Below are 24,099 nucleotides of genomic sequence, written 5' to 3'. Positions count from 1 at the left end.
AGCATTACTTCATAATAGTACGAATAAGCTTAACTTTTTGTTTATATGGCGGGAAAAGTATATTTGTTTCGAGCTTTGAAGATTTTTTTAATATCGATTTTGGATGGGTAAAATTATCAAAGCTTGCCTTTCCATGATAGGCATTAATCCCTGAAGGGCCAACCCCACCGAATGGCAAATGCTGATTTCCTACATGTGTGACCGTATCATTTATACAGCCACCGCCAAACGGTAGCTCCTCTAAAAAGTATTGAATGGCTTTTTCATGTTCAGAGAAAAAATATGCAGCTAAAGGTTTAGGCAATTGACGAATTTGATGTATGGCGATTCGTAAATCATCATATACCATAACTGGTAAAATCGGTCCAAAAAGCTCGTCTTGCATTGAAGGACTTGACCACTTCACATATTCAATAATGGTTGGCTCAATATATAAATCATCACGATCTGTTCGCCCCCCATATGTAATTGTGTCCCGCTCCTCCACTAAAATTTTTTGCAGACGATCAAACTGTCTTACATTCACAATACGACCGTAATCCGGGCTTTTTATTGCATTTTTCCCATAGAAAGAACGGACAGTGTCCTTTAACAATTTCATAAATGAATCATAAACGTCTTTATGGACAAGCAAATAGTCTGGAGCTACACACGTTTGACCAGTATTTGTGAATTTTCCCCAAGCGATTCGTTTGGCAGCAACTTCTAAATTTGCTGTTTGGTCGACTATTGCTGGGCTTTTACCACCAAGTTCGAGTGCTATCGGAGTTAACCGTTCAGCTGCCGCTTTCGCCACTATTTTACCGACCGCTACACTTCCAGTAAAAAATATATAATCAAACGAAGCATGAATAAGTGCAGTTACTTCTTCCTTTTCACCTTCTACAACACGGATATAGGAAGGATCGAATGTCTCTTCAATAATTTTTTTCACAATATTTGCTGTATGCACAGACGTTTCAGATGGCTTTACAATAGCTGTATTCCCACCAATAATTGCACCAATTAAAGGCTCCATAACAAGCTGAAATGGGTAATTAAATGGCCCAATAATTAACGTCACACCATATGGCTCTCGAACAATAAAGCTTTTCCCCATTTGAAGGTGAATTGGAGTTTTAACTGTTTCAGGCTTCACCCATTCCTCTAAATTTTTCACCATATAAGAAATACTATCAAGGACAATGCCAATTTCTGTTGCATATGCCTCGAACTCACTTTTTCTTAAGTCTAAAAACAATGCATTTAAAATATCCTTTTCATACTTTAAAATACTTTTCTTTAAGTTCGTTAATTGATTTTTTCGAAACTTTACATCTTTTGTAGCGCGAGAAAAATAAAATTGTCGCTGCTCTGTAATCATATTTTCAACATCTTGTGGCGTAAAATTCATAAATAAACACCCCTTTTTTAAAATTGCGATACATAGTTTTGTCTTTTTTGAAACAAACTATCTTTGTCTATACGATACAACATTGAAGGATAAAAATCCTCCTTCTGAAATAGGTGATGATGTAAAAAAACAGAAATAACAACTAATGATGCCATGTTTTTTTTTGTGAATCTCGGGAATTATACAATTACATATCGAATCGAAACGGGGGCGTAGATAAATGACAACAACAACAGGAACTTGGTGGGAATCCATTTTTTCAGGAGCATTATCGCACGGGATATGTGAAGAGAAATTATCGTTATTGCAAGATGAGGCTTTTTTATATCTTTCTACAATACCATCGGAGCAAGATACTTTAATGGATGAACCTGAAGTAAATTAATAAAAGCGCATCATAGGTGGATATTTCCTATGATGCGCTTTTATACGTTAATTCACAGCTACAATGTGCTGTATTTTTTCAAGTTCTACATCAAGACGATTAATAGCTTCCTCCTCAATAGCAAAGCTGCCGTCCTCTAAACGTATAATTTGCTTGTCGATAATATAAACGGAATGGGCAATATCTGTAGCCCCTAAAACAGCCAATACCGGTTTTAGAGCATATTCTAACGCAAGTAAATGCCCAATAGAGCCACCCACTGCAATCGGTAAAATCTTTTTACCTACTAACGCTTTTTGTGGCAATAAATCTAAATAGGTTTTTAATATTCCTGTGTAAGATGCTTTATATATAGGTGTTAAAATGACAACAATATCAGCTTCCTCCACCTTTTGATTTTCTGCTTTTATGGCTTCACTTGCAAAGTTTGCAGTTATTAACGCATCAGCAGGCAGTTCATGTATATGAATTGTGTGTATTGTTGTACTTTGAGCTGAGAAAAAACGCTCGACCTTCTCTTGAATCGCCGTCACACGTGAATACCTTGTATTACTACCATTAATGATCACTACTTTCGTCATCTTGCTCACTCCCTTTATTTTATTAAATAATTTACTAGCCCATCTCAAAGTAGTAGGCCTTCCCGACAAATGAAGAAATATTTATTTTGTCATCATTACCAAAGTGGTCATTTATTGACGCTTCTACGCAAAATCAGTTTCTCAACATTTCACATTGTACATTGGCGTTCATTTCTCCCTTTGACAAAAAAGAGGTTTCTATATTTACAGTCAACAATTAAGCCGTTGTGTAAAATAGTAGCCTCTAGATGTCTAGCCAGCTTATATTGTCTAATACCAAGTAATCTTATAAATTTAATTTAACATAATATTTGATAAAGTCAATAAACTTTAATGGGATTTATATATGAATACAAAAAGGTTGCCACAACAATAGGTGAACAACCTTCTCTCCATTTATTTTATTGATGAATCGCTTTACCGAATACCGCTTTTGCAGCATCTCCAATATGCTCTGATACTGTAGGATGAGGAAAAATCATATTTGCTAATTCATTTACTGTACCACCCGCATTTTTCGTAGCTAAAATAGCATTGAGTATTTCTGTAGCACCATCAGCAACAACACATGCCCCTAAAATATGCCCTTCCTCTTTCGTTACAACAAGCTTTATAAAACCTTCCACATTTCCTTCCATCAACGCCTTTGGATTTGTGTTAATCGGCATTTTTGTCACCGTATACGCTTGATGAACTTGATCTTCTAACAAGCCAAACGTCGCAATTTCAGGATGAGTATAAACACAACGGGGAATAAGTGCTTGTTCAACCAATGCTCGTGTAGCCCCCAAAATATAATCCACAACATAAATACCTTCCGCACTAGCAGCATGTGCTAACTGATAGCCTCCAACTAAGTCACCTATTGCGTAAATATGTGGATGACTCGTTTCATAATGCTTATTTACCGCTATTAAACGACCATCAAAATCGAGCTCTAGCTGTTGCGCAATTTCCGTATTTGGACGACGCCCTGTTGCAAATAATAAGTTTTCGTATGTATAGATTCCTTTAGATGTATGAATTTCATTGCCGTTAAATTGCTCAAATTGAAAGTTTGTCACAAGTTCGATACCGATATTTTTCATTTTCTCCCGAATAATCGGTCGTGCATCTGGTTCTTCCGTTTGTAAAATATCTTCACTATGATTCAACATCGTTACTTTCGTTCCAAGTGGTGCTAAGCTAAATGCCATTTCTACGGCAATTACTCCTCCACCAATAATCGTTAGCTGTTGCGGAAGTTCTTCCATATTAAAAAATGTATCCGTTGTATAATATGATGAGCTTTCTAGTCCTTTAAATGGCGGCACAAATGGCTTACTACCAGTTGCTAAAATGATATCTTTCGCTTCAAAAGTTTCTTGACCGACCGTTACTGTTAAATCGGCAGCTACCGATGCCTCTCCACGGTAAAATGTAATATGATTGCTCGCAATGTACTGTTCAATATTTTCTAAAAGTTCTTGAACGACTGTATTTTTTCGTTGCATTAAACGAGGGAAGTTTACATTAACGACTGGCGTTTCAATCCCCCAATCATTGCCACGTTGTATTTCTTGCACTAATTTACTGTGCTCTAACAAAATTTTTGATGGAATACAGCCAACATTATAGCAAGCTCCCCCTACTTTATCACGTTCTACTAAAGCTACTTTCATACCACTTTTAGCGGCATGAATTGCTGACACATATCCACCTGGACCTGCACCAATAATAGCGATATCAAATTGTTCCACGTCTATTCACCTCAATAATCACCTTAACATTTACAAAATTTCAATGCAATTGAGCGGGATATCCGCGATGTATAACATTTTTTATAGTCAGTTACTTATTGAAGTTAATCCAGAAAACGTCTTTATTTCCGTCTTGTTTAATAATAATCGTTTTAACGGAATAGCCTCCTGCTTCGTAATTTGCTATATTTTCTTCTGTTGACATCACTCTTGCATTGGAACTTGCTGCCACTCGGTAACCGCCAAATTCACGCTGTAGCTGACGCTCACCATTCACCATTTTATAAAGCTCAAACCGCGTCTCTTTAGCTTGCAGTGGTCCTTTATTCATATCACTTTTCAACGAAGCTTTTACTGTCACTTTATTTGATGTAACTTGTGCTTCTACTTGAATATCTCGTTGTCGATATTGTTGCTCCGCATGTGTATAATTTTTTTCTAAAATCTTTTTTAATTCATGGGCTGACACTCGATTGCTAGAGTCAATTCGTTTAATGTGAACGGTTCCTTGTCCAAATAAATTATAGCCACCCTGTGTAGAGTAATCGATCGTATAGCCCGCCTTTTTAATAGCCTGCTCGGCAATTTGATCATAAACACCATATGGATACGCAAAGGATTTAGGTGCTATCCCTGTATATTTTTCAATTAGTTGATGTGCTTTTGTAATATCCTCTTGAATATATTGAAGTCGCTCCTCATTTGTAAGTGGCTCTCCATTTTTCTTCTGATTAAGTATCATTGCTTCGTGTTTTGACTTATCATTGTTCCCTCGCCAATGTAAATCATATGTATGGTTGCCGATATGCATAATACCAGATTCGGACATTTCCTTTATTTGTTGCCAGTTCAACATTGGTACATTTTTTCTATGGCCTGTCTCCACATCATTTACGATAACAAACAGTGTCGCCTGCATACCCATTTCTTTTAATATAGGGTATGCAATTTTATATACACTTTCATAGCCATCATCTATCGTTAAAAATACAGATTTTTCAGGAATGCGACCGTGCCCTTGTAAATATGCGATCAGCTGCTCCTCCGTAATTATTGAATAGCCATTGTCCTTTAGCATCTTCAACTGCTCCCGAAATAGCTTTTCTGTAATATTTATATTAGCTATTTCCTTATAATCGCCAAATGAATGATAGTTAATGACCGTCACACCTTTGGCATTACTATATTCATAAAATTTTGTTGTCTTTGCTGCCATTGCCTGATCTGACAATGCTATAAAGAAGCAAACAAGGACAACAAATAATAGTATTTTCCTTATATATTTCATAATATTGGTCCCTTTCCCAAACTATAGTCCACGTACAAGTATATACGAAATAATGACAGACTGAAAGAGACTGTTCATATTGAACAGTCCCTTTACTAATAGAACATATTATAAATAAAGCTATAAGTATTGTTTGAAACTTACTGAAATCGCTTGTTTGATCCTCTCTATCGCCGATAGGATACTCTCTAACGTCGCTAAACCCAACGATATCGCAGCTTGCAAAGAAATTATCAATAAATATTGCGCTGCCAAAAGCGTTGCTGGGCAATGGCATCTACAAATTTTTTGGCAAATCCAGCATTTCCAGTTGCTAAAATAATTCCTGGCCCTACATTGGCATTGGACATATTAAAAAATGTTGTTCCTGTTGAAGCAATACCTATTGGTTTAAAATGTCTGTACGCTTCATTAATATAATTGACAATATAGGTGTTAAACTTTGCTTGATTATCAGCTCGAACTCCGACAACATATAAGGAATCAAATAGCACCGCATCGGTCGTAATAAACGTATCACTCGCTGTTAACTGTATACCATTAGCGCCCTTCACAACACCGAGTCTATCAGAAATGATGGTATATCGAACTCCATTCCTTGTTAAATACTTCAGTACTTCGCCAACCTCATTGGCGTCAAATCCATCACCTATTAATACCCCCACTTTAAGGGTCTGTGGCAATTTCACAGTATTTGCCTGACTTAGTGCAGGTGATGATATAGTAACGTTTGATTGCTCACCTGTAGGTCGATTAACGCCAATATTATCAGCAACTATTGTAGCCATCTCTTTATCGACACGGACAAACATATCAACAACTTGCTGGCGAACGTATTTACTTTTCACCTTTCCTACCTCGAAGCTAAAGGCGTCAATGATATGCTGCTTTTCAGGTGGCGACATACTATTCCAAAATAATCGAGCTTGTGAGAAATGGTCATTAAAGGACTTACTTCGAGCCCTTGTAATACGTCCTTCGACCTTTTCTTCATAATGCACAAATCCCCCTTCTTTTGCAGTTGATGTTGAGGGAGTATTGCCTGCAAGCGAATTTTTATGATAGCTCACCTTTCCCGTATTAATCGTTTGTCGACTGAATCCATTTCGTTGGTTATTATGAATCGGGCAAACTGGCCTATTAATAGGAATCTCAGCAAAGTTTGGTCCGCCTAGACGAAGAAGTTGTGTATCGATATATGAAAATAAGCGACCTTGTAGCAGCGGATCATTTGTAAAATCAATGCCCGGCACAACATTTCCAGGGTGAAAAGCGACTTGCTCGGTTTCAGCAAAAACATTATCCACATTGCGATTCAATGTCATTTTCCCGATTCTTTTGACAGGTACTAGCTCTTCTGGCCATAGTTTTGTTGCATCTAAAATATCAAAATCAAATCTAAATTCTTCCTCCGGCTCGATCATCTGAACACCAAGCTCATACTCTGGATAATCCCCAATTTCAATTGATTCCCATAAATCTCGCCGTTGAAAATCAGAATCCTTGCCCCCAATTATTTGCGCTTCATCCCAAACTAGTGAGTGCACACCTAACACTGGCTTCCAATGGAATTTCACAAATCTGGATCTACCTTTGTCATTTACAAAACGGAACGTATGCACACCGAAGCCTTCCATCATCCGAAAACTTCTCGGAATCGTTCGATCAGACATATGCCACATAATCATATGTGCTATTTCCTGATTATTTGCAACAAAATCCCAAAACGTATCGTGTGCAGAAGCCGCTTGTGGCATATCGTTATGAGGCTCAGGCTTTACAGCATGAATTAAATCTGGAAACTTAATAGCATCCTGAATAAAAAACACTGGGATATTGTTGCCGACCAAATCATAATTGCCCTCTTCAGTGTAAAATTTCGTTGCAAACCCACGTACATCACGAGCCGTATCCATTGAGCCTAAGCTCCCTACTACTGTTGAAAATCTAACAAATACAGGTGTCTTTTTCCCAGGCTCCTGTAAAAAATCTGCTCTCGTATACTCTTTCATCGATTCATATAGTTCAAACTCTCCATGCGCGGCAAATCCTCTAGCATGTACCACTCGTTCAGGAATCCGCTCATGGTCAAAATGCGTCATTTTTTCCCGAAAATGAAAATCCTCCATAATGGTTGGTCCACGAACGCCAGCCTTCAATGAATCTTCATCATTGGAAACCTTCAGCCCCTGATTGGTCGTCATCTTTTTCCCATCATTATTGACGCGAAATGCCTCTAGTTGTTGATCCTTCGCATTATCAGTCAAATCCTTGCCCTGATTTGATTTAGACTTATCCACGCGATCCCCTTCCCTTTTGTCCTAATTACGCTCTATATACACTGTATGTTTTTCTGAAATAAACATGAATGGAAGAGTCCATCAATAAAAAAGAACCTTGACTCAACCCTGTCAAGGTTTCTTCATTCGCTATTTAGCTTTCGCTGTTGTCGTCATCTTCTCAAGCTGTCTAACTGTCGGAGTTAAATTAGCAAAGAAGTAGGCCTCGCGTAGCTTACGTGATGGTGTACTTCCAGCAATATAACCAGCTGAGCCATTATGTAGCATATTGGCCTGCACTGCAGCCAATGTATTATAAACGACTTGTAAACGAAGCTGACAAATTGCTTGTAAATTTACTTCACCAGATTGAATTAGTATTTGAAGTGTTTCTTGTAAAGATTGTAGATTTTCTGTTAGTTCATCCGCTTGTACTTGCAAATATTCATTACAACCATTTTGCTTAGCCTTAACTTTTTCTATCCCTTCAATCGCTGAGTCTACTACACCAAAACCTAGCGGGATTTGATACAGTACAAATGTCGGGCGAATAGTATCTACAAATGTGCTTGCATCTTGTGCAATGACGTAGTCATCAGCAACAAACACGTTGTCAAACTTACATGTATAGGTCGCACTGCCGTTGACACCCAAAAAGTGGATTTTTTCCTTTAGTGTAATACTTTCATTGTCTGTATTAACGAAAACCATCACTTCCTGCTCACCGTTATGGGCAATCGCCCCGAACCAGTGATTCGCTGCTAAGTTTGAAACAGCGGGTAACACGCCATTTACGACATAGCCACCGTCCACACGCTCCGCTGATAAATGAAGCTTCTCTAGTCCAGCATAAAACTTCATCGGATTCGATAAACCTGTCGCGCCAAGTACTTCTCCACGTTCTAGTAATGGTAAAATATTTTCGCGTAATTGCTTATTATTCGTTTTACGTAAGTAAGTTAAAGCGGCAAGGTGGCACCATAGGCAAAATGCAGTTGTCATACAAACTTTCGCTGTCTCTTGTACAATCGTTAGCTCATCTAGTAGCGTTGTTTGTTCATCTTTTTGTGTAGAAGCAAAAAATCCTGCCTTGCCGAGCTCCAATAAAAAATCCTCCGCATAATAAGCTTCCTCATCAATCTTTTTTACGAACGGTTTTAATTTTTCTTCAATTAACGTTTGTAAAGCTACTGCATCTACTGCCATGGTTTCCACTCCTATCCTTTACTTATCAGCTAACTCAGTTAAAGACGTAATTGGTGTTTGCACTGCCTCACGAGCACGTTTTACAGCTGCTTCATCTGGTGCATCATAGAAACACAGGCACTTTGTCATATCTTCACATACATATGTGCGAGAAAAATGTACTTCTGGTACTTCTTCATAGTGAACTGAGTTTTTCTTTTTACGTGCTAAATATTGATCCATTGTAATTTCTGCTGGAATTTCCCACTCTACTAAATAGTTCACAACTTCTTGATTTGTTTTAACTTCATCCAGCTCTTTCCCAACTAGGCGAACTTCTTTTACTAAATCTGTTTGAATGTTTTGAGCTGCTAGTGCAGTTGTTGCTTGACGTTCTTCATTTGCCTCCACGATAAAGTAAGCACGACTAAAATCCTTTGCTACTTGTACTTCGATAACAGTTACATCCTGCTCTTGTCCTACACGCTCTACTAATGCTGCAAATTGCTCTTTGTTCGTTACTTCACTAACTGTTGATTCTACTAAAAATAAACTCATAGTAAATACCTCCGAATAGTTTGTTTTTTTCTTTATGTGAGTTATTTTATTACACTTACTTAATAAAAACAACTGAATTTACTAAAAATTATGATTTGTGCTACACTACTGCATGGAGGGAACACTATGAAAACACGTTATGACTTACCATGCAATATTGCACAAACATTGAACATTATCGGTGATCGTTGGACATTGCTCATCTTACATGAACTATTAATCGGTCAATCGAACTTTAATGACATTAAATTAAATTTGCCAGGTCTTTCAGCAAATTTATTGTCTGCACGTTTAAAATCTTTAGAAGAAGCAGGTTTAGTTACTTCCACACTTTATTCTGCACATCCGCCGCGTTACGCCTATTCTTTAACTGAATCAGGAAAGGCATTAGAATCTGTATTTAATGCAATGATTTTATGGGGCAGCGAATATTTGGACCCTTGCTATAAAGAAATTGTTGATGCGCAGTCAGGTGACCGAGTAGAAATTGGTTACTATTCAAAAAACACCGGCGAGCGTAGCGATACGATTCAAATACGTGCCATTCAAAACGGAGCTAACCAATAATTCATTGGGCTAGCTCTTTTTTGCCCACTCTAAGCTCCTTGTCCGCCCCAAATTTTCGCAACCCAGCCTTCAAAATAACGAATGACCTTGTCGAGCAGCAAACCGAGTACGCCAATCACAATAATGGCCGCCATAACTAAATCTAGACTTAGTGAATTTCTAGCATCGACTATTAAAAAGCCTAATCCTGATTGCGCCCCCACCATTTCTCCAGCAACTAAGAATATCCACGCACTTCCTATTGCCATATGCAACCCGTTTGCAATCATAGGAAATGCAGCTGGAAAAACAATTTTACGCAATAGGTTAAACTGCGACATTTCAAAATTGGCTGCAATTCGTAAATAAGTAGCATCGACTTTTTTCACAGCAGCTACTGTGGATAATAACACTGGGAAAAATGCTGCAATAAATATAATGACGATGGCTGGCATATTGCCAATGCCAAACCATAGTACGATAAAAGGTGACCAGGCAATCGGTGATACAGGACGTAGAATTTGTACAATCGGATCTAGCACAGCCCAAACTTTCACCAATCTCCCGACAACTAATCCGACAGTTACAGCGACAACAACCGCTAACAAATAACCACTAAAAAAGCGAACTAAACTAATTTGTATATGCTCGAATATTGATCCATCTTTGATGATATCCAGTAATGCCATCAAAACAGCTAATGGTGGAGGAAATAATGCTGCATCATGATCACCAATAATCGTTGCTACTTGCCAAACTCCTATTAATAACACGAATCCAAGTAAAATTGGTCCTATTTTTTTCATACGTATGCACCCTACTATTCTTCCAATAATGTCGTATCAACAAATTCCTCATATGTTGGTGGGTTCTCTGACAAGCCCATCTCTATTAATGAATCTCTTAAAATGGCATACGCATCCGCTTCAATTTTCAAGTTGTGATATGAGATCCAATTTAACGATAAATCTAAAACATCCTTATCAACCTTAATATATTTAGCAACAACATCATGTGCATGGTCTCCCTCTGCATTCATGAGCTCACCAGCAGCGGCATAATCTTTGACGAATTGGTTTGCAATATTTTTATTTTTTTCGATAAAATCATGACGAAGTACTAGTCCACAGTCAATTGAATCCGGCCAAATTTCCTCTGATTGAAATAACACTTTGCCCTTTTCAAGTGCAACAGAAATAGCACCAAATGGTTCAGCTACTACATATCCTGCAATACGGCCTTCTGCAAGCGCAGCTGGCATTTCTGCTGGTGGTAGCTCTACGACATTTACGTCCTCATAATTTAAGCCCGCGTTCTGTAACATGCGATATAACAAAATATTATGTGTAGAATATTTATTTGGAATCGCAAAGCTTTTCCCTTTTAAATCATCTACTTTTTTTATCGTTGGAGCAGCAACTAAAACATTGCCATCTCGATGTCCTAACGCTACTGCCTTTAAGTCAATTCCTTGTTCTTTTGCCTTCATCGCTAATTGAATAAGCACTGAAGCACCATCAATTTTCCCTGTATTTAAAGCATCCATTAGCTCGGGCCATGAACCAAATTTCACAAGCTCAATGGCATAATCTTCGTATTCTTTATCTGTTTGCATGTAAAGTGGTGCAGCATGCGTAATTGGTAAATACCCAATTTTCACTACCTTTTTATTGCCCTCTGTTTGCGATACTGCCCCTTCTTCATTCGTTCCACATGCCGCAAGTATCAGCAAAAGTATCAACGCTAGTAAAAATATGCCTAACTTCTTGTTCATCGTTTTACCCCCATTTTAAATGTTGTATTCAATCGTATCTTGCGGATGCGTAAACTGAAATTCATTGAAAATAATCTCACGAAAATGCTGGAATTCCGTATCTGAACGATCGCGTGGTTTCGTACTACGAATATGTAATTCACGATGGACGCGTCCGGGATTTGGACTCATAATAAAAATGCGATCAGCTAAATAAATAGCCTCGTCTATATCATGCGTCACCAATAAAATAGTTGTATGCTCCTTTTTTTGAATAGCAAGTAGCTCATCCTGTAAGTAATAACGTGTAAAGGTATCAAGTGCTGCAAATGGTTCGTCCATTAAAAAAACCTCTGGACGAATCGCTAATGCGCGTGCAATGGCAACACGCTGTTGCATACCGCCCGATAATTCACTAGGTAATGCGCTTAATCGATTTTCTAAGCCAACAAGATTCAAATAATACTGCGCACGTTGCTGTCGTTCACTCTTCGTTAAAGTCTCTCCCTCTAATGCGAGCTCTACATTTTTTTGCACAGAACGCCAAGGAAGTAATCCATAATTTTGCATGAGCATTATACAGCGTTTACTTGCTCTAGTAACAACTTGGTTTTCTAACAATACCTGTCCACTAGATGGCTGCTCAAAACCCCCAACTAAATTTAGCAATGTACTTTTGCCACAACCACTCTTTCCTAATATGGCAATAACCTCTCCCTTTTGTATATCCAATGAAATTTCATGGAGTACTGTCTGCTCAGCAAATGTTTTACTAACTTGTTGTATGGAAATTAACGGTGCTGTCATCATGCAATTGTCACCTCACACTTTATTCTTATAATTTTACTAGGTTTAATATGTTTTAAGTTATTTTATTATACTCAGTTTAAAATTACAACCTAATTTCAAGAAATATATTTGTATTCCGACAATTCGCATAAAAAAACAGGTTTTCTATTTTTAAATAAAAAACCTGCAAACTATTCATCGCCTGTACTTAAATCATGCTTTACCTTTCTCATTACGTTAGCTGAACAAGACATTATATTTAGAATATGTATTGGATCATGTCATGTATATTGCAATAAGGATTATCACGATTTTCTGCAGTTCGTAGGGACATCATTTCCGCGCAATTTTTAATGGCTACCTCATGTAGTAGTGCAATCGGAGCAATAATAGACTCATCTGCCTTATGCCGGAAATATCGTGTTACCCCTAAATGCTCCTCCATCTTGTTGTTTAAAACAGCACGTGGATATTTTTCAGAGACATTCACTTCTTCAAAATGTAATAATAGCCACAATTCAAATGCCTCATTCGAATAAGCGATGTGAATATTTTTTTCCTCACAGAACACATTTACTTCGTCTAGCTGTTTATCTGTTAAATCATCCTTATCAAATACAATCCATACTTCATCAAAATATTGATAGCTGGAATCACGGAAGGCGTGTTGTGCTAGCTTGATTGCAGAGCGCTTTACGTTTTTTATTTTCACGCTCACTGTTTTCGAGCGTTTTAAAATACGCAATTGCTCAAAGTAAATGCGCTCCGTTTCTCCCTCACAATAAATTAATATTGTTTTACGTATTGTCCGATTGCCATGTTGATGTACGCTCACTGGTCAAATACCTCCACTTCACGTAAATATTGATTGGATAAGTATTCATTCATAACTGGTGTTGCAATGAGTTCACTAGAAAAAGATCGCCTTTCCTTTATTGTATGCATCTACTATGACTCATGCCAAATGCAACATTTGTACGTGCCTTTAAAATCCATTTGATGAAAATGAAAATGAACATAAACAAACACCCCAAGAATAACTCCTTGGGGTGTTTGTTATTTTTACAAATTATGCTTTTAGAGGTTCTCCACTAAATACTTTAAGGTCCATTGGTGCAGCCATAAAAGTTAGTGCTTTTTGAGTAAAAGCAGTGAAATGCTCACTCGTATTATGGTTTGCAGTAGCTTCTACGTCTTTCCAAACTTCAACCATTGTATAATGGCATGCATGTTCAGTAGACTTCATTAAATCGTAGCTAATGTTACCCTCTTCAGCTCTTGTTGCTGAAAGAAGGATCTTTGCTTCTTCCAAGAATGCTTGCTCTTGTTCCGGTTTTACTTGTAGGTGTGCGTGAATAATAATCATAGTTACCCATCCTTTTAATTAGATTCATTTATTGAACTAAATGCAAATATTTAATAATTATCAGATCAGTTTATTGGTCAAAAAATTCAATAATCGATGATGTTGTTTTGCATGCGATTTAGCATGACAGATAAGGATTCTAATTCTTCTTTGTTAAAATCGTGAAGCATTTGGTTAACGAAACGAACCTTTTCTTTTTTGTAACCGACAATTTGTTTACGACCTTCATCGGTCAGGCGAACAAATATTACACGATTATCGGTGGGGTTTCGTCGTCTTGTCACCATACCGCTTGCCTCAAGTTGTTTTAAATGACGAGTAATGGCACCACTGTCTATATTAACTGCTTTTTGAAGGGAAGATTGATTAATTTCTTCTGTTTTATAAAGCTGGTGTAGCAATTCATAGCGTGATGCGCTAATGCCTGTACATCGTTCAAATTTAGGGCTAATTTGATTATTTAGCCCTTTAAGAAGCTGTAAGATTTTTTCTTGATTTGAAAGTGAACATTGCATCAATAACCCTCCTAATAATTTGTGAGGTCACCTTTATAGATGTGTCAAACATTCATTGAGTGCTCAATCATTGACCCGTCAATTAATATAATACAAAATTATCGATCATGCAACCAATTGACAACTTACCTAAATTTATTTATAAATGCATGCTTGAAATCAAAAGGTCTGTGCTCGAAAAAATCGAACGCAGACCCAATAAACCGCTTAGTAGACATAATCTTCAGAACAAATTTTCTTTGTTTATCATCATTGAATTTCTACAATCTTCTCTTTTTGTAGTGCTTGAATAGTCCGCTCGATGCCCTCTGCAAATGAATTCTTCGGCTTCCATCCAATCGCATTAGCAAGCTTTTCATTATTTAAAAATGAATGCTCAATATCCCCTTCTCTTGCAGGGGCATATTGAATCTCGAGTGGATGATTTAAATGTTGTAATAATAATATAACTTGATGCAGTGACCACGCTTCGTTTGTTGAAACATTGTATATGCCTTGAAGTCTAGCTTCTACTCCAGCATAAATGGCATCTGCAATGTCATCTACGTAGATGAAATCACGCGTCTGTTCACCGTCGCCATAAATAGTAAAAGGTCTACCTTCAAGACTACTTTTCAACATACTAGGGATGACAGCGGCCTCCCCTTGCATACGTTGTCTCGGACCAAATACATTCGCAAAACGGTAAATTAGCGTCGGCAAACGATAATCACGTTGCCACTTTTCACAATATGTTTCACCAATGCTTTTATTTAGCCCATACATCGAAACAGGCTCACTAATATCCGTTTCCTCAAGCGGTGGATAGTGGCTATTACCATACACCGCAGCAGAAGAAGCGAAAACAAAATGTTTCACCTTGTATTTTGATGAATAAAAGAGCATTTGGCTTAGCCCTACAATATTTGTCATAATATCCTTCATTGGCTCTTGTATCGAAAGTTGAACACTCGTTTGCGCCGCACAATGAATGACTACATCAAAAGCTACTTCTTTAAAGAAATGCTCACAAACCTCATCTTCAACGTTTAATAAGTAAGATTTATGCTCAAAATCAATATTTCGTAGATGTCCTGTACTTAAATTATCAATTATATAAATATTGGCGCCTTCCTCGAAAAACCGCCTCGCCACTGCACTGCCAATAAACCCATAGCCACCTGTCACTAATACATTCATCCCATCGCCCCCAAAAACAATATGATGTTTTATATGCATGAATTGCTAAAAATATGCAAGGAACTTACTACTGGATTATTTTAACAGACTATCAACAATAGGTAAAAGTAAAGTGAGCATTCTATTTTTAATTAAATAATAAAAAAATCCACACAAACTTCCAAGCAAGCGGACGAGTGAATCGCAAGCGTTAACTAGCGATTCAACTCAGACATTGCCTCGAAAGCCGAGCGGATTTTAACAAAAATATTATTTATTATTTTACAACAAAGGATAGCAATATTAAGCAGGGTTTACTTCTAGTTCAACTGAAATTTTAATATCTTTACCTACAAGTACTCCACCAGTTTCTAAAGCTGCATTCCAAGTTAAACCGAAGTCTTCACGGTTAATTGTCGTTTCTGCCTCGAAGCCATATACTTCCTGACCCCATGGGTTAGTACCTTTACCGTTAAATTCAGTATTAAATGTAACTGATTTCGTAACATCTTTAATTGTTAAATCACCAGTTAATGCATATTCATCACCTGATTTTTTTGTAATGCTAGTTGATTTAAAAGTAATATTTGGGTATTTTTCTGTATCAAAGAAATCACCTGCTTTTAAGTGATTATCGCGGTCTTCGCTACGTGTATTAATGCTTGCTGCATCAATTGTAATGCTAATGTTTGCTGTTGTTAAATCTGCAAGATCTGTTGCTTCAATATCAGCTGAATAAGAATCAAATACACCTTTTACTTTTGATACCATCATATGTTTTACTTGAAAGTTAATTGCTGAGTGTCCTAAATCGATATTCCATTTTGCCATTTTAAATTCCTCCAATTTGAATTGTTTTATATCTCGAATTCGAGATATATGTTAAAATATGAAGTAACTACACTAATTATGTTACCCAAAATTAATTGGACTAAACATATGTAGTTACTTCGAGAACTTCTTTTTTAATTTTCCGTTACTAAAAGTAATCAATTACTTTATGTAACTTACTATATATTAATAATTAATTTACGTCAAGTAATTTATTTCAAATTATTTCTCGACGTAACTCCTCTAATTCTATGAATATTTAACATATGAGCAAGGGACAAAAAGAACAAGTGTCGTTGATGTCTGCTACGGCAGACGATTTCCTATGTCTTACCGGCGATTCACGAGCTTCTATCTGTTATCGCTTTACTAATTTCCCTTGAACAACAAATCGATGATCATCACTCATTACAGAATCTTTGCACGTAGAAAGTGTAATGATTTTATCATCTGGTCCTACATCTACATTCATATCAATTGTAGAACGCTTTTGAACTTCTCCAATAAACTGAATAAAATCCTCATCCGTTTTAAATTCTGTTTCAATATAATAAAAATCAATAGTTGTTTCATAAGCTGCGAATACTTCAACATCGTAACCTTCATATAATGTATCCAAATAAATTGTACGATGTGCATTGGCATAATCCTGATTCAAGTAATTTTTCAAACTACCAAACATCGTCCCATCTTTCATAGCATGACCGTACAAAATGGTATTACGACTTATATCGAGCGCGTCATTACGATAATCCATAAAAACACTGCCTGCACGACTTTCGCGATCTTTATAATTATGGTTCAAATAAAATTCATTATTATCCGCATGTAAAATTGGATTGTTGAGCTTTGTATTATCCACAGAAATCCAGCCAACAATGTGATCATTTACAGCTAGTAAATCATGAAATTGCGGTCTTATCGTATATTTTGATTTTATTTCAGCGTTCGAAACTGCATCATCAACTACTACTTCTTCTTGAATCGCTGCCAATGTTTCAGCATAAATCGTTTGTACTTCTTTTAATGATTTTGATGACTCATAATACGTGTAGACGTACTTTACAAGCGCAAAGCCAGAATATAAAAATATAGCCAAATATAAAACTGTTAAAAGCTTAGTTTTCCATTTTTTCATCGTTTCACCAACTTAAATACCAAGAGGCACCATATAAAGACCGAGCTGTTCATCTTCATTGAAGATTGCTTCAACACCATATACTTCTTTAATAACTTCCTTTGTGATGACGTCACGCGGCGCGCCCTCAGCTATTATTTGTCCTGCTTTCATCAAAATAATATGATCACTATAACGAATTGCTTGGTTAATATCATGGAGTACCATAACAATTGTTAAGCCATGTTCTTCATTCAAAGATTTTACAAGCTCCAATAACTCCATTTGATAATAAATATCTAAATACGTAGTCGGCTCGTCTAAGCATAAAATTTCAGATTGCTGTGCTAATGCCATCGCTATCCATACTCGTTGTCGTTCACCGCCTGATAGTGCTTCTAAATCCTTTTTTCGCTTTTCTAATAAGTTTGTACATGCTAATGCCCAATCAATCGCTTTTTCATCTTCCTCATGATTACGTTTTAACATTGTATTATGCGGAAGACGACCAAAACTTACTAGCTTTTCAATTGTTAAATCTTTTGGAACATCATTTTGTTGATAAACAATTGCTAGCTTTTTAGCAAACTCTTTTTGCTTGTAATGAACTAAGTCTTTGTTTTCCAAAGAAACATTACCGGATTGCGGCATATTATTTCGAGACATCACACTTAGTAATGTCGATTTTCCACAGCCATTCGGACCAATTATCGTTGTGATTTTGCCCTTTCGTATTCTCGTTGAGACACCATCTAAATGATTACGTGTATTATCATGAGAGACGATAATGTCGTGCATTTCCATTTTCTTCACTCTTTTCGTAAAAGGAATATTAAGAACGGACCACCGATGATTGCCATAATAGTAGAAGCAGGTATTTCAATTGGTGCAACGACCGTTCGACCAATTGTATCTGCCACTAAAATTAATAAGGCTCCTGCTAATGCTGTAAACGGTATTAGTATTCGATGATCGTGTCCAACTAAACGTCGGGCAATATGTGGGACTAATAAGCCGACAAATGAAATAACGCCAGCAACAACAACTGACACGGCTGATAATAATACAGCAACAGCTGCAATAATTAAACGAGCACGTGCTACGTTAAAGCCGAGACTTTTTGCCGTTTTATCTTGTAGAACAAGAAGATTACACCAACTATATAACGCAAATGCTGCAACCAAGCCTATCGTTCCATACGTTGCAATGGTCGAAACATCTTTCCATGTCCGCATCGTTAAATTTGATCCGACGACACTAGCAGCAGATGTATTTAATGAGCCACCTAAACTTAAAAATGCTTCCGTTAGACCAGTAAACATCGCATTGATTGCAATCCCTACTAAAATTAATTTTAGGGGACTCAATCCCGATTTCCATGACAAGGCAAACACTAGCGTACAAGCAAATGCCCCACCTATAAACGCCAATATCGGCGTCATGAAAAATAAAGCTGGAAAAAATGAAATAATAAATAATTGTACAAATGCTGCACCTGATGAAATACCAATAACACCCGCGTCTGCTAGCGGATTACGCATTACTGATTGCAATAATACGCCTGAAACAGAAAGTGCAGCCCCAGCAAATAAAGCGACAAGAATACGAGGAAATCGCAAATCACGTATTGCCTCCATCTGGCTATTCCCTTCTTCAAACAATGCCCCTATAAATTCAAAAAAGCCCATTTTAATACTACCTGTCGTTGCTGAGTAAACCATCGAAACAAGCAACAACAATATTACCATTGCAAAACTTATTATTTTTTTAGTCATATCGGATTCCTTTTTCTAATCAAATTCCGCACAATATTTTTGCACAAAGTATGCGCATCCATTGTTGCGATTGCTTCGATTTTACTTCATTAAAAGATTCGCTCACTACGGTTACAATGGAACGAAAAGTAATATGTAATATCCTGTATGCTACAAGCAATATAAGAAAAGCGCTCTATGGCAAGGCTTATCCTGCAATACGAGCGACAATTTCAACTTACTTATTAGCGATAAAAAATTTCCATCAACTGTCCTAATGCCTGTGGCGCCTGTAAGGAAGCTGTAGTTCCAAATAATTCTTCTTCCAAATCATACACTTTACCATTGTTCACTGCGTCAAAGTGCTTCCAAATATCATTCGTTTTAAATTCTTCATCAAACATTTTGACAACCTCATCGGGCATACCGTGTGATAGACGTAAAATAATATCAGGATTGCTATTATGCAAGTACTCTGTATTTGACGATAAGTACTCTGCTTTTTGCCCTTCCATCACATTTATTCCTCCAGCACGTTTGACAAGGTCCCCGGCGTAAGAATTTTCAGTTGCTACTAAGTAACTGCCTGGAATACCAAGTAAAATTAAAACACGAGGTCCTTCTTTATTAGCAGCGACAGTTTGTATGGCATCAATGTTTTTCTGTAGCCCCGTCAATAAATCTTCTGCTTGTGCTTTACGATCATAACGCTCACCTAACGTTTTAATTTCAGCCATCATCGCATCAACACTTTGGAAATTCAAAAAATTCACAGGTATTTTTAGTTGTTCGAATTTATCTTCTAAATCATATTGTAATGTTGACACTGATAATACATCCGTAGGAGTTAATGACTTAACAATTTCCATATCAGGCTCCATTGCATTCCCTATTGTAGGTAAACCTTCAAAGCGTTTCGCTAACTCTTTTTCAGTTTCCGGTACTGCAATAGCGTCAAGCTCGAGCTTATCTAAAATATCAGCTATCACAACTGTACCTGCAATAATACGATTTTCACTTGGTGTATTTGCTTCTACTGATACCTCCGCTTTATTAGTAGATGTTTCATTCTTTGCTTGATCGCCTCCACCGCTACAACCAGCAATTAAAAATACTGTCATAAGCGCTATCAATGCCAGCCAGTTTTTTTGTTTTTTGCACATATAGTCATCTCCTACTTATTTCAGTTATTTTTAGAATTTCTCAAGCGACGAACGAGTAACCAGCCCGATAAAACACAAATTAGCACTAACAAAACAATTTTTACTTTATCTAACTGGGCAAGTTGCTGATCTATATTCGTTTTGTTTTCTGCCTGCTCAATGTTTGGTTGCTTTTCCTCTTCAGTTACAGAAGGTTCTTCTTCTACTACTTCATCAGCATTTGCATCAAGTGTACGGTCAAAAGCTAACTGTTCTTCCACTAATGTTGTGAAAGGAGGCTGAACTGTTGGCAATGAAAGCAAGTTAGATTTTGTTACAGGTTCCTCTGTTTTTTTCTCTAATGGCTTCTCTATTTTGTCGCTTGTGACAATAGGAGGCTTCACGTTTATGTCTTGCTTAGGAGGCTCCTTTTCTATAGGCTTTTCTAAAATATTTGCCACTTGTTGTTCATCAAACTGTAAATCAACAAAATATTGATGATGATAAGCAATCTCCGGAATATCTACCTGTACCCACATGCGCAGTGGTCTTTCTAAATCAACTACTTCAAATTCAACAATTCTCTCATTTCCCACAATGGATACAAGTGTTGGTTCTACCTGTTGCCCTCGTTGATCTACTGTTAACCCCGTTACCCAAGCAGATTTTAAAATGGTCATCTGAGCATAGTATTTGCCATCTTTTTCTATCATCTTTGCCACTGGATTAACATATGTATTCATAATTGATTGTTCTTTTTTTCCATCAACGTACAATATGTAATCAATCGACCATTCTTTTTCAGGTGTAGTTTCTTCTATTATAGTACCTTGTTCATTTTCTTCGATGGGTGCTTTTAATATGATGCGAAGTTCCTGTGCAAATTGAAAACTATCCTCTTCTGACTCAGAAGCCAAAAGACCTTTTATCATAATAGGCCCTTTTAAATCTTTTACATCAAACTGAACTAAATTTTCAGTCCACTTAGAAGATAACGTTTTTTCCGTCTGTTCAATATGTATCTCTTGTAAAATATATGGATGATTAATTGTCATAGACAATGTATATTTGCCATTCTTTACGTTGAGTGTTGCTTCTTCATTGAAAAATCGGTTTTGTTCTATTCCATCAAGGGATGAAAAACTTAGTTCAACTTGATAGCTCCCATTTCCTAATGAACTATCTACTTCAGCTTGTGCATGTAACGGCAATTGAGGGATAAACACCAAGATAATAAAGCTAATAAGGGCTAATAAAAAGACTCCTTTTCTATTGTATGTTTTCATCAAATACCCCCAATTTCTAATAGAAGCAACAGTAACTTCCTTCCTCATCAAAGTGAGAAAGGAAGTTGCTGTTTACTAATTATTATTATTCTTCAAATTCATAGAAAAATTGTAAAGAGTTATTTAAAATTTTCGCCATTTGACCACGTGTTAATGGTTTGTTTGCATTGATGTATGTTTTACCGTCTTTAGCAACAGAACCTGTCATAATGCCTTCTTTGTTAAGTAATGAGAATGCTTCTTTCGCTTCATCATTCGCAATTGTTGCTACGTCAGCATAAGGTAATGAAATTTCAACATTTAAGTCGCCTTCAGTGACAGCTTGGATTGCACGGTAAATCATTAATGCACCTTGTTGACGTGTTAAAATGCCATTTGGATTGAATTTTTCACGTGATTCTACGATTCCGTATTCAGCAAGAGCGTTAATTGCTTTTTCTGCTTCGATGCCTTTAATATCTTGGAACCCAGCAACTTCAGTAGGTTCTAACTCTAAAGTACGTGCAATCATTAATGCAAATTGAGCACGTGTTAAATTGTTATTTGGATTAAATTTATCTTGCGCAACAATAATATCATAAGCAAGTAAGTTTAAGATTGCTTCTTTATTTTCGTTGTTATCAATATCTTTAAACGGGTTAACAATTGGTGTTTCTTCAGTATCTGTTACTGGTTTGTCTAAGTCTACATTAAAGCTAAATTGTACAGTATGAACTGAATCATATTTAACTCCTGCTGCAGGCTCATCTACGATAATATGAATCTGTGCATTTGTTAGTGCTTTTAAATCTTTCACTTCAAATGTATAAATACGTTCATTTGTTTCTTTATCTTCTTCTTCTAATACAGCGTCTTTACCGTCTACTTTAAATGATTGAACATACTGACCTTTAGGGAATACCATACCTACAACATATGTGCCATCTGCTTCACCAACAACTACAGTAGAACTAATATAATTTTTCATGATGGATTCTTCTTTAGTTCCATCTTTATAAACAGTTACAGTACCTTCATATAGCGCTACATCTTCTTCATCAGTAACAACTGTTTCCTCTTTTTCAGGTTGCTCTTCTTTTACTTCCTCAGTTGGTTCTGTTACTTCCTCTGAAGCAACTGGTTGGAAATCAAAGTCATACCATGTATCCATGTTAGCTTGAGAAACAACTACATGTACCTTTGCCGCAGTTTTCACCTTTGGATCTACTGGGAATGACACGATGCTTGAACCATCTTGTTGCTTTTCAATTGTCGCATCAACATATTTATCGCCTTGTTTTACTTGGAAACCAGGAATCATTGCAGCAAATTGAGCAGGGATCGTTAGTTTCACTGTGTATGTACCATCTTTTTCAACAAGTAAGCCTGTTCCAGCAAAATATTTATCCATATATCCTGCTTGTTCCGTACCAGGTTTAAACGTTTGGAACTTTACAACTGTCCCTTCTTTTGTTTCAGCCGTAGCTTCCACTTTTACGTCTGTAGATATAGTTGTCGTTGTTGTATCAGCCACCTTTGCTGATGCAAATGTTGGAACTGAAAGTGATGCTGCTAATAATGAAGCGAGTACGATTTTTGTTGCGCGAGATTGACGTTTGTTAGCCATTATTGACCCTCCATTTTTGTTTTGTATTTAGTTCTATAAAGTAAAAATGCTGATCCTGCAAATGCAACTAATAACAAATAAGGCATCGCATCGCTTGTTTGTGGATTAGACACTTGACTTTCACTTTCAGATGCTGTTGACGTTTTCGTATTATTTGTTGCTGTTGTTGCTGCTGAACTTCCTGATACCGCTGCATCAAATACTAGTGAAACGCTATATTCATGGTGGTAATTAATATCATCGATATCAATTTTCATAGATGTTACAACTGGTTTTGATAAATCTTTTACTGTGAATTGTACAACACGTGTATCAGCTGCTTTATCTTCGCTAACAACTGCTGCTCCCCCTGGTGGTTGAAATTTAGTAATCCAAGCACTGTTCTTTAATGTAATTTGCACAGTAGCTATACCATCTTTTACTGTCACCTTAGCTGGCTTTACGAAATAATCATTCGCAATAGACGCAGAGCTGCTATCCGGTTTATTGACCTGATATTTTACAGAATATGTGCCGTCAGCCATTTGGGCAGATGCATGTGGTAACGCTAAATTAAAAATAACCATACTGACTAGCATGACCAACATCATTATTTTCTTCATGTGTTGCACGCCTCCTCTAATAATTATGGAAAAATTTTATTTATTTTCCATTAAACATTATAATTGATACGAATAATATTCTCAATATTTCCATGAAAGCAATATTATGAAAATGAAAACGAAAATAATTCTCAATTACACTATCTATCCAAAGAATAATATTGGTGCCTTAGTATGTCAACTAGCAATCCAAAAACGCCCTCAATATGTCAAAATTTCCTCAATT

24 protein-coding genes are annotated in these 24,099 nt (G+C 36.7%); 2 read left to right on the top strand and 22 right to left on the bottom strand.

The genetic code is table 11. The annotated features are described in order from the left end of the window. Positions 1-4 precede the first annotated feature (4 nt). Positions 5-1,393 carry an aldehyde dehydrogenase gene (locus ACIQXJ_RS00525; RefSeq protein ID WP_403048506.1) on the bottom strand — a complete coding sequence of 463 codons (1,389 nt, stop codon included), beginning with the start codon at positions 1,391-1,393 and terminating at the stop codon, positions 5-7. Positions 1,394-1,613: 220 nt separating this feature from the next. Here ACIQXJ_RS00525 and ACIQXJ_RS00520 point away from each other — a divergent pair, with 220 nt between their 5' ends. Continuing rightward, positions 1,614-1,778 carry a hypothetical protein gene (locus tag ACIQXJ_RS00520; protein ID WP_401009700.1) on the top strand — a complete coding sequence of 55 codons (165 nt, stop codon included), beginning with the start codon at positions 1,614-1,616 and terminating at the stop codon, positions 1,776-1,778. Positions 1,779-1,825: 47 nt separating this feature from the next. On the opposite strand, the gene ssuE is transcribed toward ACIQXJ_RS00520, so the two are convergent. From ssuE to ACIQXJ_RS00490, 6 genes are all read right to left on the bottom strand, one after another. Then, positions 1,826-2,359, bottom strand: coding sequence for an NADPH-dependent FMN reductase (ssuE, locus tag ACIQXJ_RS00515; RefSeq protein ID WP_403048504.1), 534 nt, complete (start codon positions 2,357-2,359; stop codon positions 1,826-1,828). A 401-nt stretch (positions 2,360-2,760) separates the two neighbouring features. After that, positions 2,761-4,098, bottom strand: coding sequence for a dihydrolipoyl dehydrogenase (gene lpdA, locus ACIQXJ_RS00510; RefSeq protein ID WP_403048502.1), 1,338 nt, complete (start codon positions 4,096-4,098; stop codon positions 2,761-2,763). Positions 4,099-4,189: 91 nt separating this feature from the next. After that, positions 4,190-5,386 carry a polysaccharide deacetylase family protein gene (locus ACIQXJ_RS00505; RefSeq protein WP_403048500.1) on the bottom strand — a complete coding sequence of 399 codons (1,197 nt, stop codon included), beginning with the start codon at positions 5,384-5,386 and terminating at the stop codon, positions 4,190-4,192. A gap of 233 nt (positions 5,387-5,619) precedes the next feature. Further along, positions 5,620-7,686, bottom strand: a complete 2,067-nt coding sequence (locus tag ACIQXJ_RS00500) for a catalase (RefSeq protein ID WP_403048498.1) — start codon at positions 7,684-7,686, stop codon at positions 5,620-5,622. 129 nt (positions 7,687-7,815) lie between these two features. Continuing rightward, on the bottom strand, positions 7,816-8,871 hold the full coding sequence (locus tag ACIQXJ_RS00495; protein WP_403048496.1) for an acyl-CoA dehydrogenase family protein: 1,056 nt from the start codon (positions 8,869-8,871) through the stop codon (positions 7,816-7,818). An 18-nt stretch (positions 8,872-8,889) separates the two neighbouring features. Then, a complete protein-coding gene (locus tag ACIQXJ_RS00490; protein ID WP_403048495.1) occupies positions 8,890-9,408 on the bottom strand; it encodes a DUF4242 domain-containing protein in 519 nt (172 codons plus the stop codon). A gap of 126 nt (positions 9,409-9,534) precedes the next feature. Here ACIQXJ_RS00490 and ACIQXJ_RS00485 point away from each other — a divergent pair, with 126 nt between their 5' ends. Next, positions 9,535-9,975, top strand: coding sequence for a winged helix-turn-helix transcriptional regulator (locus tag ACIQXJ_RS00485; RefSeq protein ID WP_403048493.1), 441 nt, complete (start codon positions 9,535-9,537; stop codon positions 9,973-9,975). Positions 9,976-10,004: 29 nt separating this feature from the next. Here ACIQXJ_RS00485 and ACIQXJ_RS00480 read toward each other — a convergent pair whose 3' ends face one another. The 15 genes from ACIQXJ_RS00480 to isdC form a co-directional block, all read right to left on the bottom strand. Further along, positions 10,005-10,760 carry an ABC transporter permease gene (locus tag ACIQXJ_RS00480; RefSeq protein ID WP_403048491.1) on the bottom strand — a complete coding sequence of 252 codons (756 nt, stop codon included), beginning with the start codon at positions 10,758-10,760 and terminating at the stop codon, positions 10,005-10,007. A gap of 14 nt (positions 10,761-10,774) precedes the next feature. Further along, complete coding sequence (locus ACIQXJ_RS00475) at positions 10,775-11,728, bottom strand: ABC transporter substrate-binding protein (protein WP_403048489.1); 954 nt, start codon at positions 11,726-11,728, stop codon at positions 10,775-10,777. A 15-nt stretch (positions 11,729-11,743) separates the two neighbouring features. After that, positions 11,744-12,514, bottom strand: a complete 771-nt coding sequence (locus ACIQXJ_RS00470; protein ID WP_403054789.1) for an ABC transporter ATP-binding protein — start codon at positions 12,512-12,514, stop codon at positions 11,744-11,746. A 241-nt stretch (positions 12,515-12,755) separates the two neighbouring features. Next, entirely contained in the window at positions 12,756-13,331 is a 576-nt protein-coding gene (locus ACIQXJ_RS00465; RefSeq protein ID WP_403048487.1) for an RloB family protein, read from the bottom strand. Between the two features lie 234 nt (positions 13,332-13,565). Next, on the bottom strand, positions 13,566-13,862 hold the full coding sequence (locus tag ACIQXJ_RS00460; protein WP_403048485.1) for a putative quinol monooxygenase: 297 nt from the start codon (positions 13,860-13,862) through the stop codon (positions 13,566-13,568). An 86-nt stretch (positions 13,863-13,948) separates the two neighbouring features. Next, positions 13,949-14,377, bottom strand: coding sequence for a MarR family winged helix-turn-helix transcriptional regulator (locus ACIQXJ_RS00455; protein WP_403048483.1), 429 nt, complete (start codon positions 14,375-14,377; stop codon positions 13,949-13,951). A 249-nt stretch (positions 14,378-14,626) separates the two neighbouring features. Next, on the bottom strand, positions 14,627-15,556 hold the full coding sequence (locus ACIQXJ_RS00450) for an NAD-dependent epimerase/dehydratase family protein (protein WP_403048481.1): 930 nt from the start codon (positions 15,554-15,556) through the stop codon (positions 14,627-14,629). A 282-nt stretch (positions 15,557-15,838) separates the two neighbouring features. Next, positions 15,839-16,366 carry a YceI family protein gene (locus ACIQXJ_RS00445; RefSeq protein ID WP_403048479.1) on the bottom strand — a complete coding sequence of 176 codons (528 nt, stop codon included), beginning with the start codon at positions 16,364-16,366 and terminating at the stop codon, positions 15,839-15,841. A 358-nt stretch (positions 16,367-16,724) separates the two neighbouring features. Further along, positions 16,725-17,504 carry a class B sortase gene (gene srtB, locus ACIQXJ_RS00440; RefSeq protein ID WP_403048477.1) on the bottom strand — a complete coding sequence of 260 codons (780 nt, stop codon included), beginning with the start codon at positions 17,502-17,504 and terminating at the stop codon, positions 16,725-16,727. A 12-nt stretch (positions 17,505-17,516) separates the two neighbouring features. Further along, on the bottom strand, positions 17,517-18,287 hold the full coding sequence (locus ACIQXJ_RS00435; RefSeq protein ID WP_403048475.1) for an ABC transporter ATP-binding protein: 771 nt from the start codon (positions 18,285-18,287) through the stop codon (positions 17,517-17,519). A 5-nt stretch (positions 18,288-18,292) separates the two neighbouring features. Then, positions 18,293-19,258, bottom strand: a complete 966-nt coding sequence (locus ACIQXJ_RS00430; protein ID WP_403048473.1) for a FecCD family ABC transporter permease — start codon at positions 19,256-19,258, stop codon at positions 18,293-18,295. 224 nt (positions 19,259-19,482) lie between these two features. Beyond that, the gene (isdE, locus tag ACIQXJ_RS00425) at positions 19,483-20,400 is read right to left on the bottom strand and encodes a heme ABC transporter substrate-binding protein IsdE (RefSeq protein WP_403048471.1); all 918 of its coding nucleotides are present in this window, start codon (positions 20,398-20,400) and stop codon (positions 19,483-19,485) included. 20 nt (positions 20,401-20,420) lie between these two features. Next, on the bottom strand, positions 20,421-21,665 hold the full coding sequence (locus tag ACIQXJ_RS00420) for an NEAT domain-containing protein (RefSeq protein WP_403048469.1): 1,245 nt from the start codon (positions 21,663-21,665) through the stop codon (positions 20,421-20,423). 85 nt (positions 21,666-21,750) lie between these two features. After that, entirely contained in the window at positions 21,751-23,271 is a 1,521-nt protein-coding gene (locus tag ACIQXJ_RS00415; RefSeq protein WP_403048468.1) for an NEAT domain-containing protein, read from the bottom strand. Beyond that, on the bottom strand, positions 23,271-23,873 hold the full coding sequence (isdC, locus tag ACIQXJ_RS00410; protein ID WP_403048466.1) for a heme uptake protein IsdC: 603 nt from the start codon (positions 23,871-23,873) through the stop codon (positions 23,271-23,273). The genes ACIQXJ_RS00415 and isdC overlap by 1 nt, the downstream gene beginning before the upstream one ends. Between the last annotated feature and the right edge of the window lie 226 nt (positions 23,874-24,099).

Source organism: Lysinibacillus sp. NPDC097868 (genome assembly GCF_044761135.1).
In the GTDB taxonomy this organism is placed as follows: Bacteria; Bacillota; Bacilli; order Bacillales_A; family Planococcaceae; genus Lysinibacillus.
The sequence above is the reverse complement of the archived record's forward strand: the minus strand, read 5'-3'. Positions and strand labels throughout refer to the sequence as shown.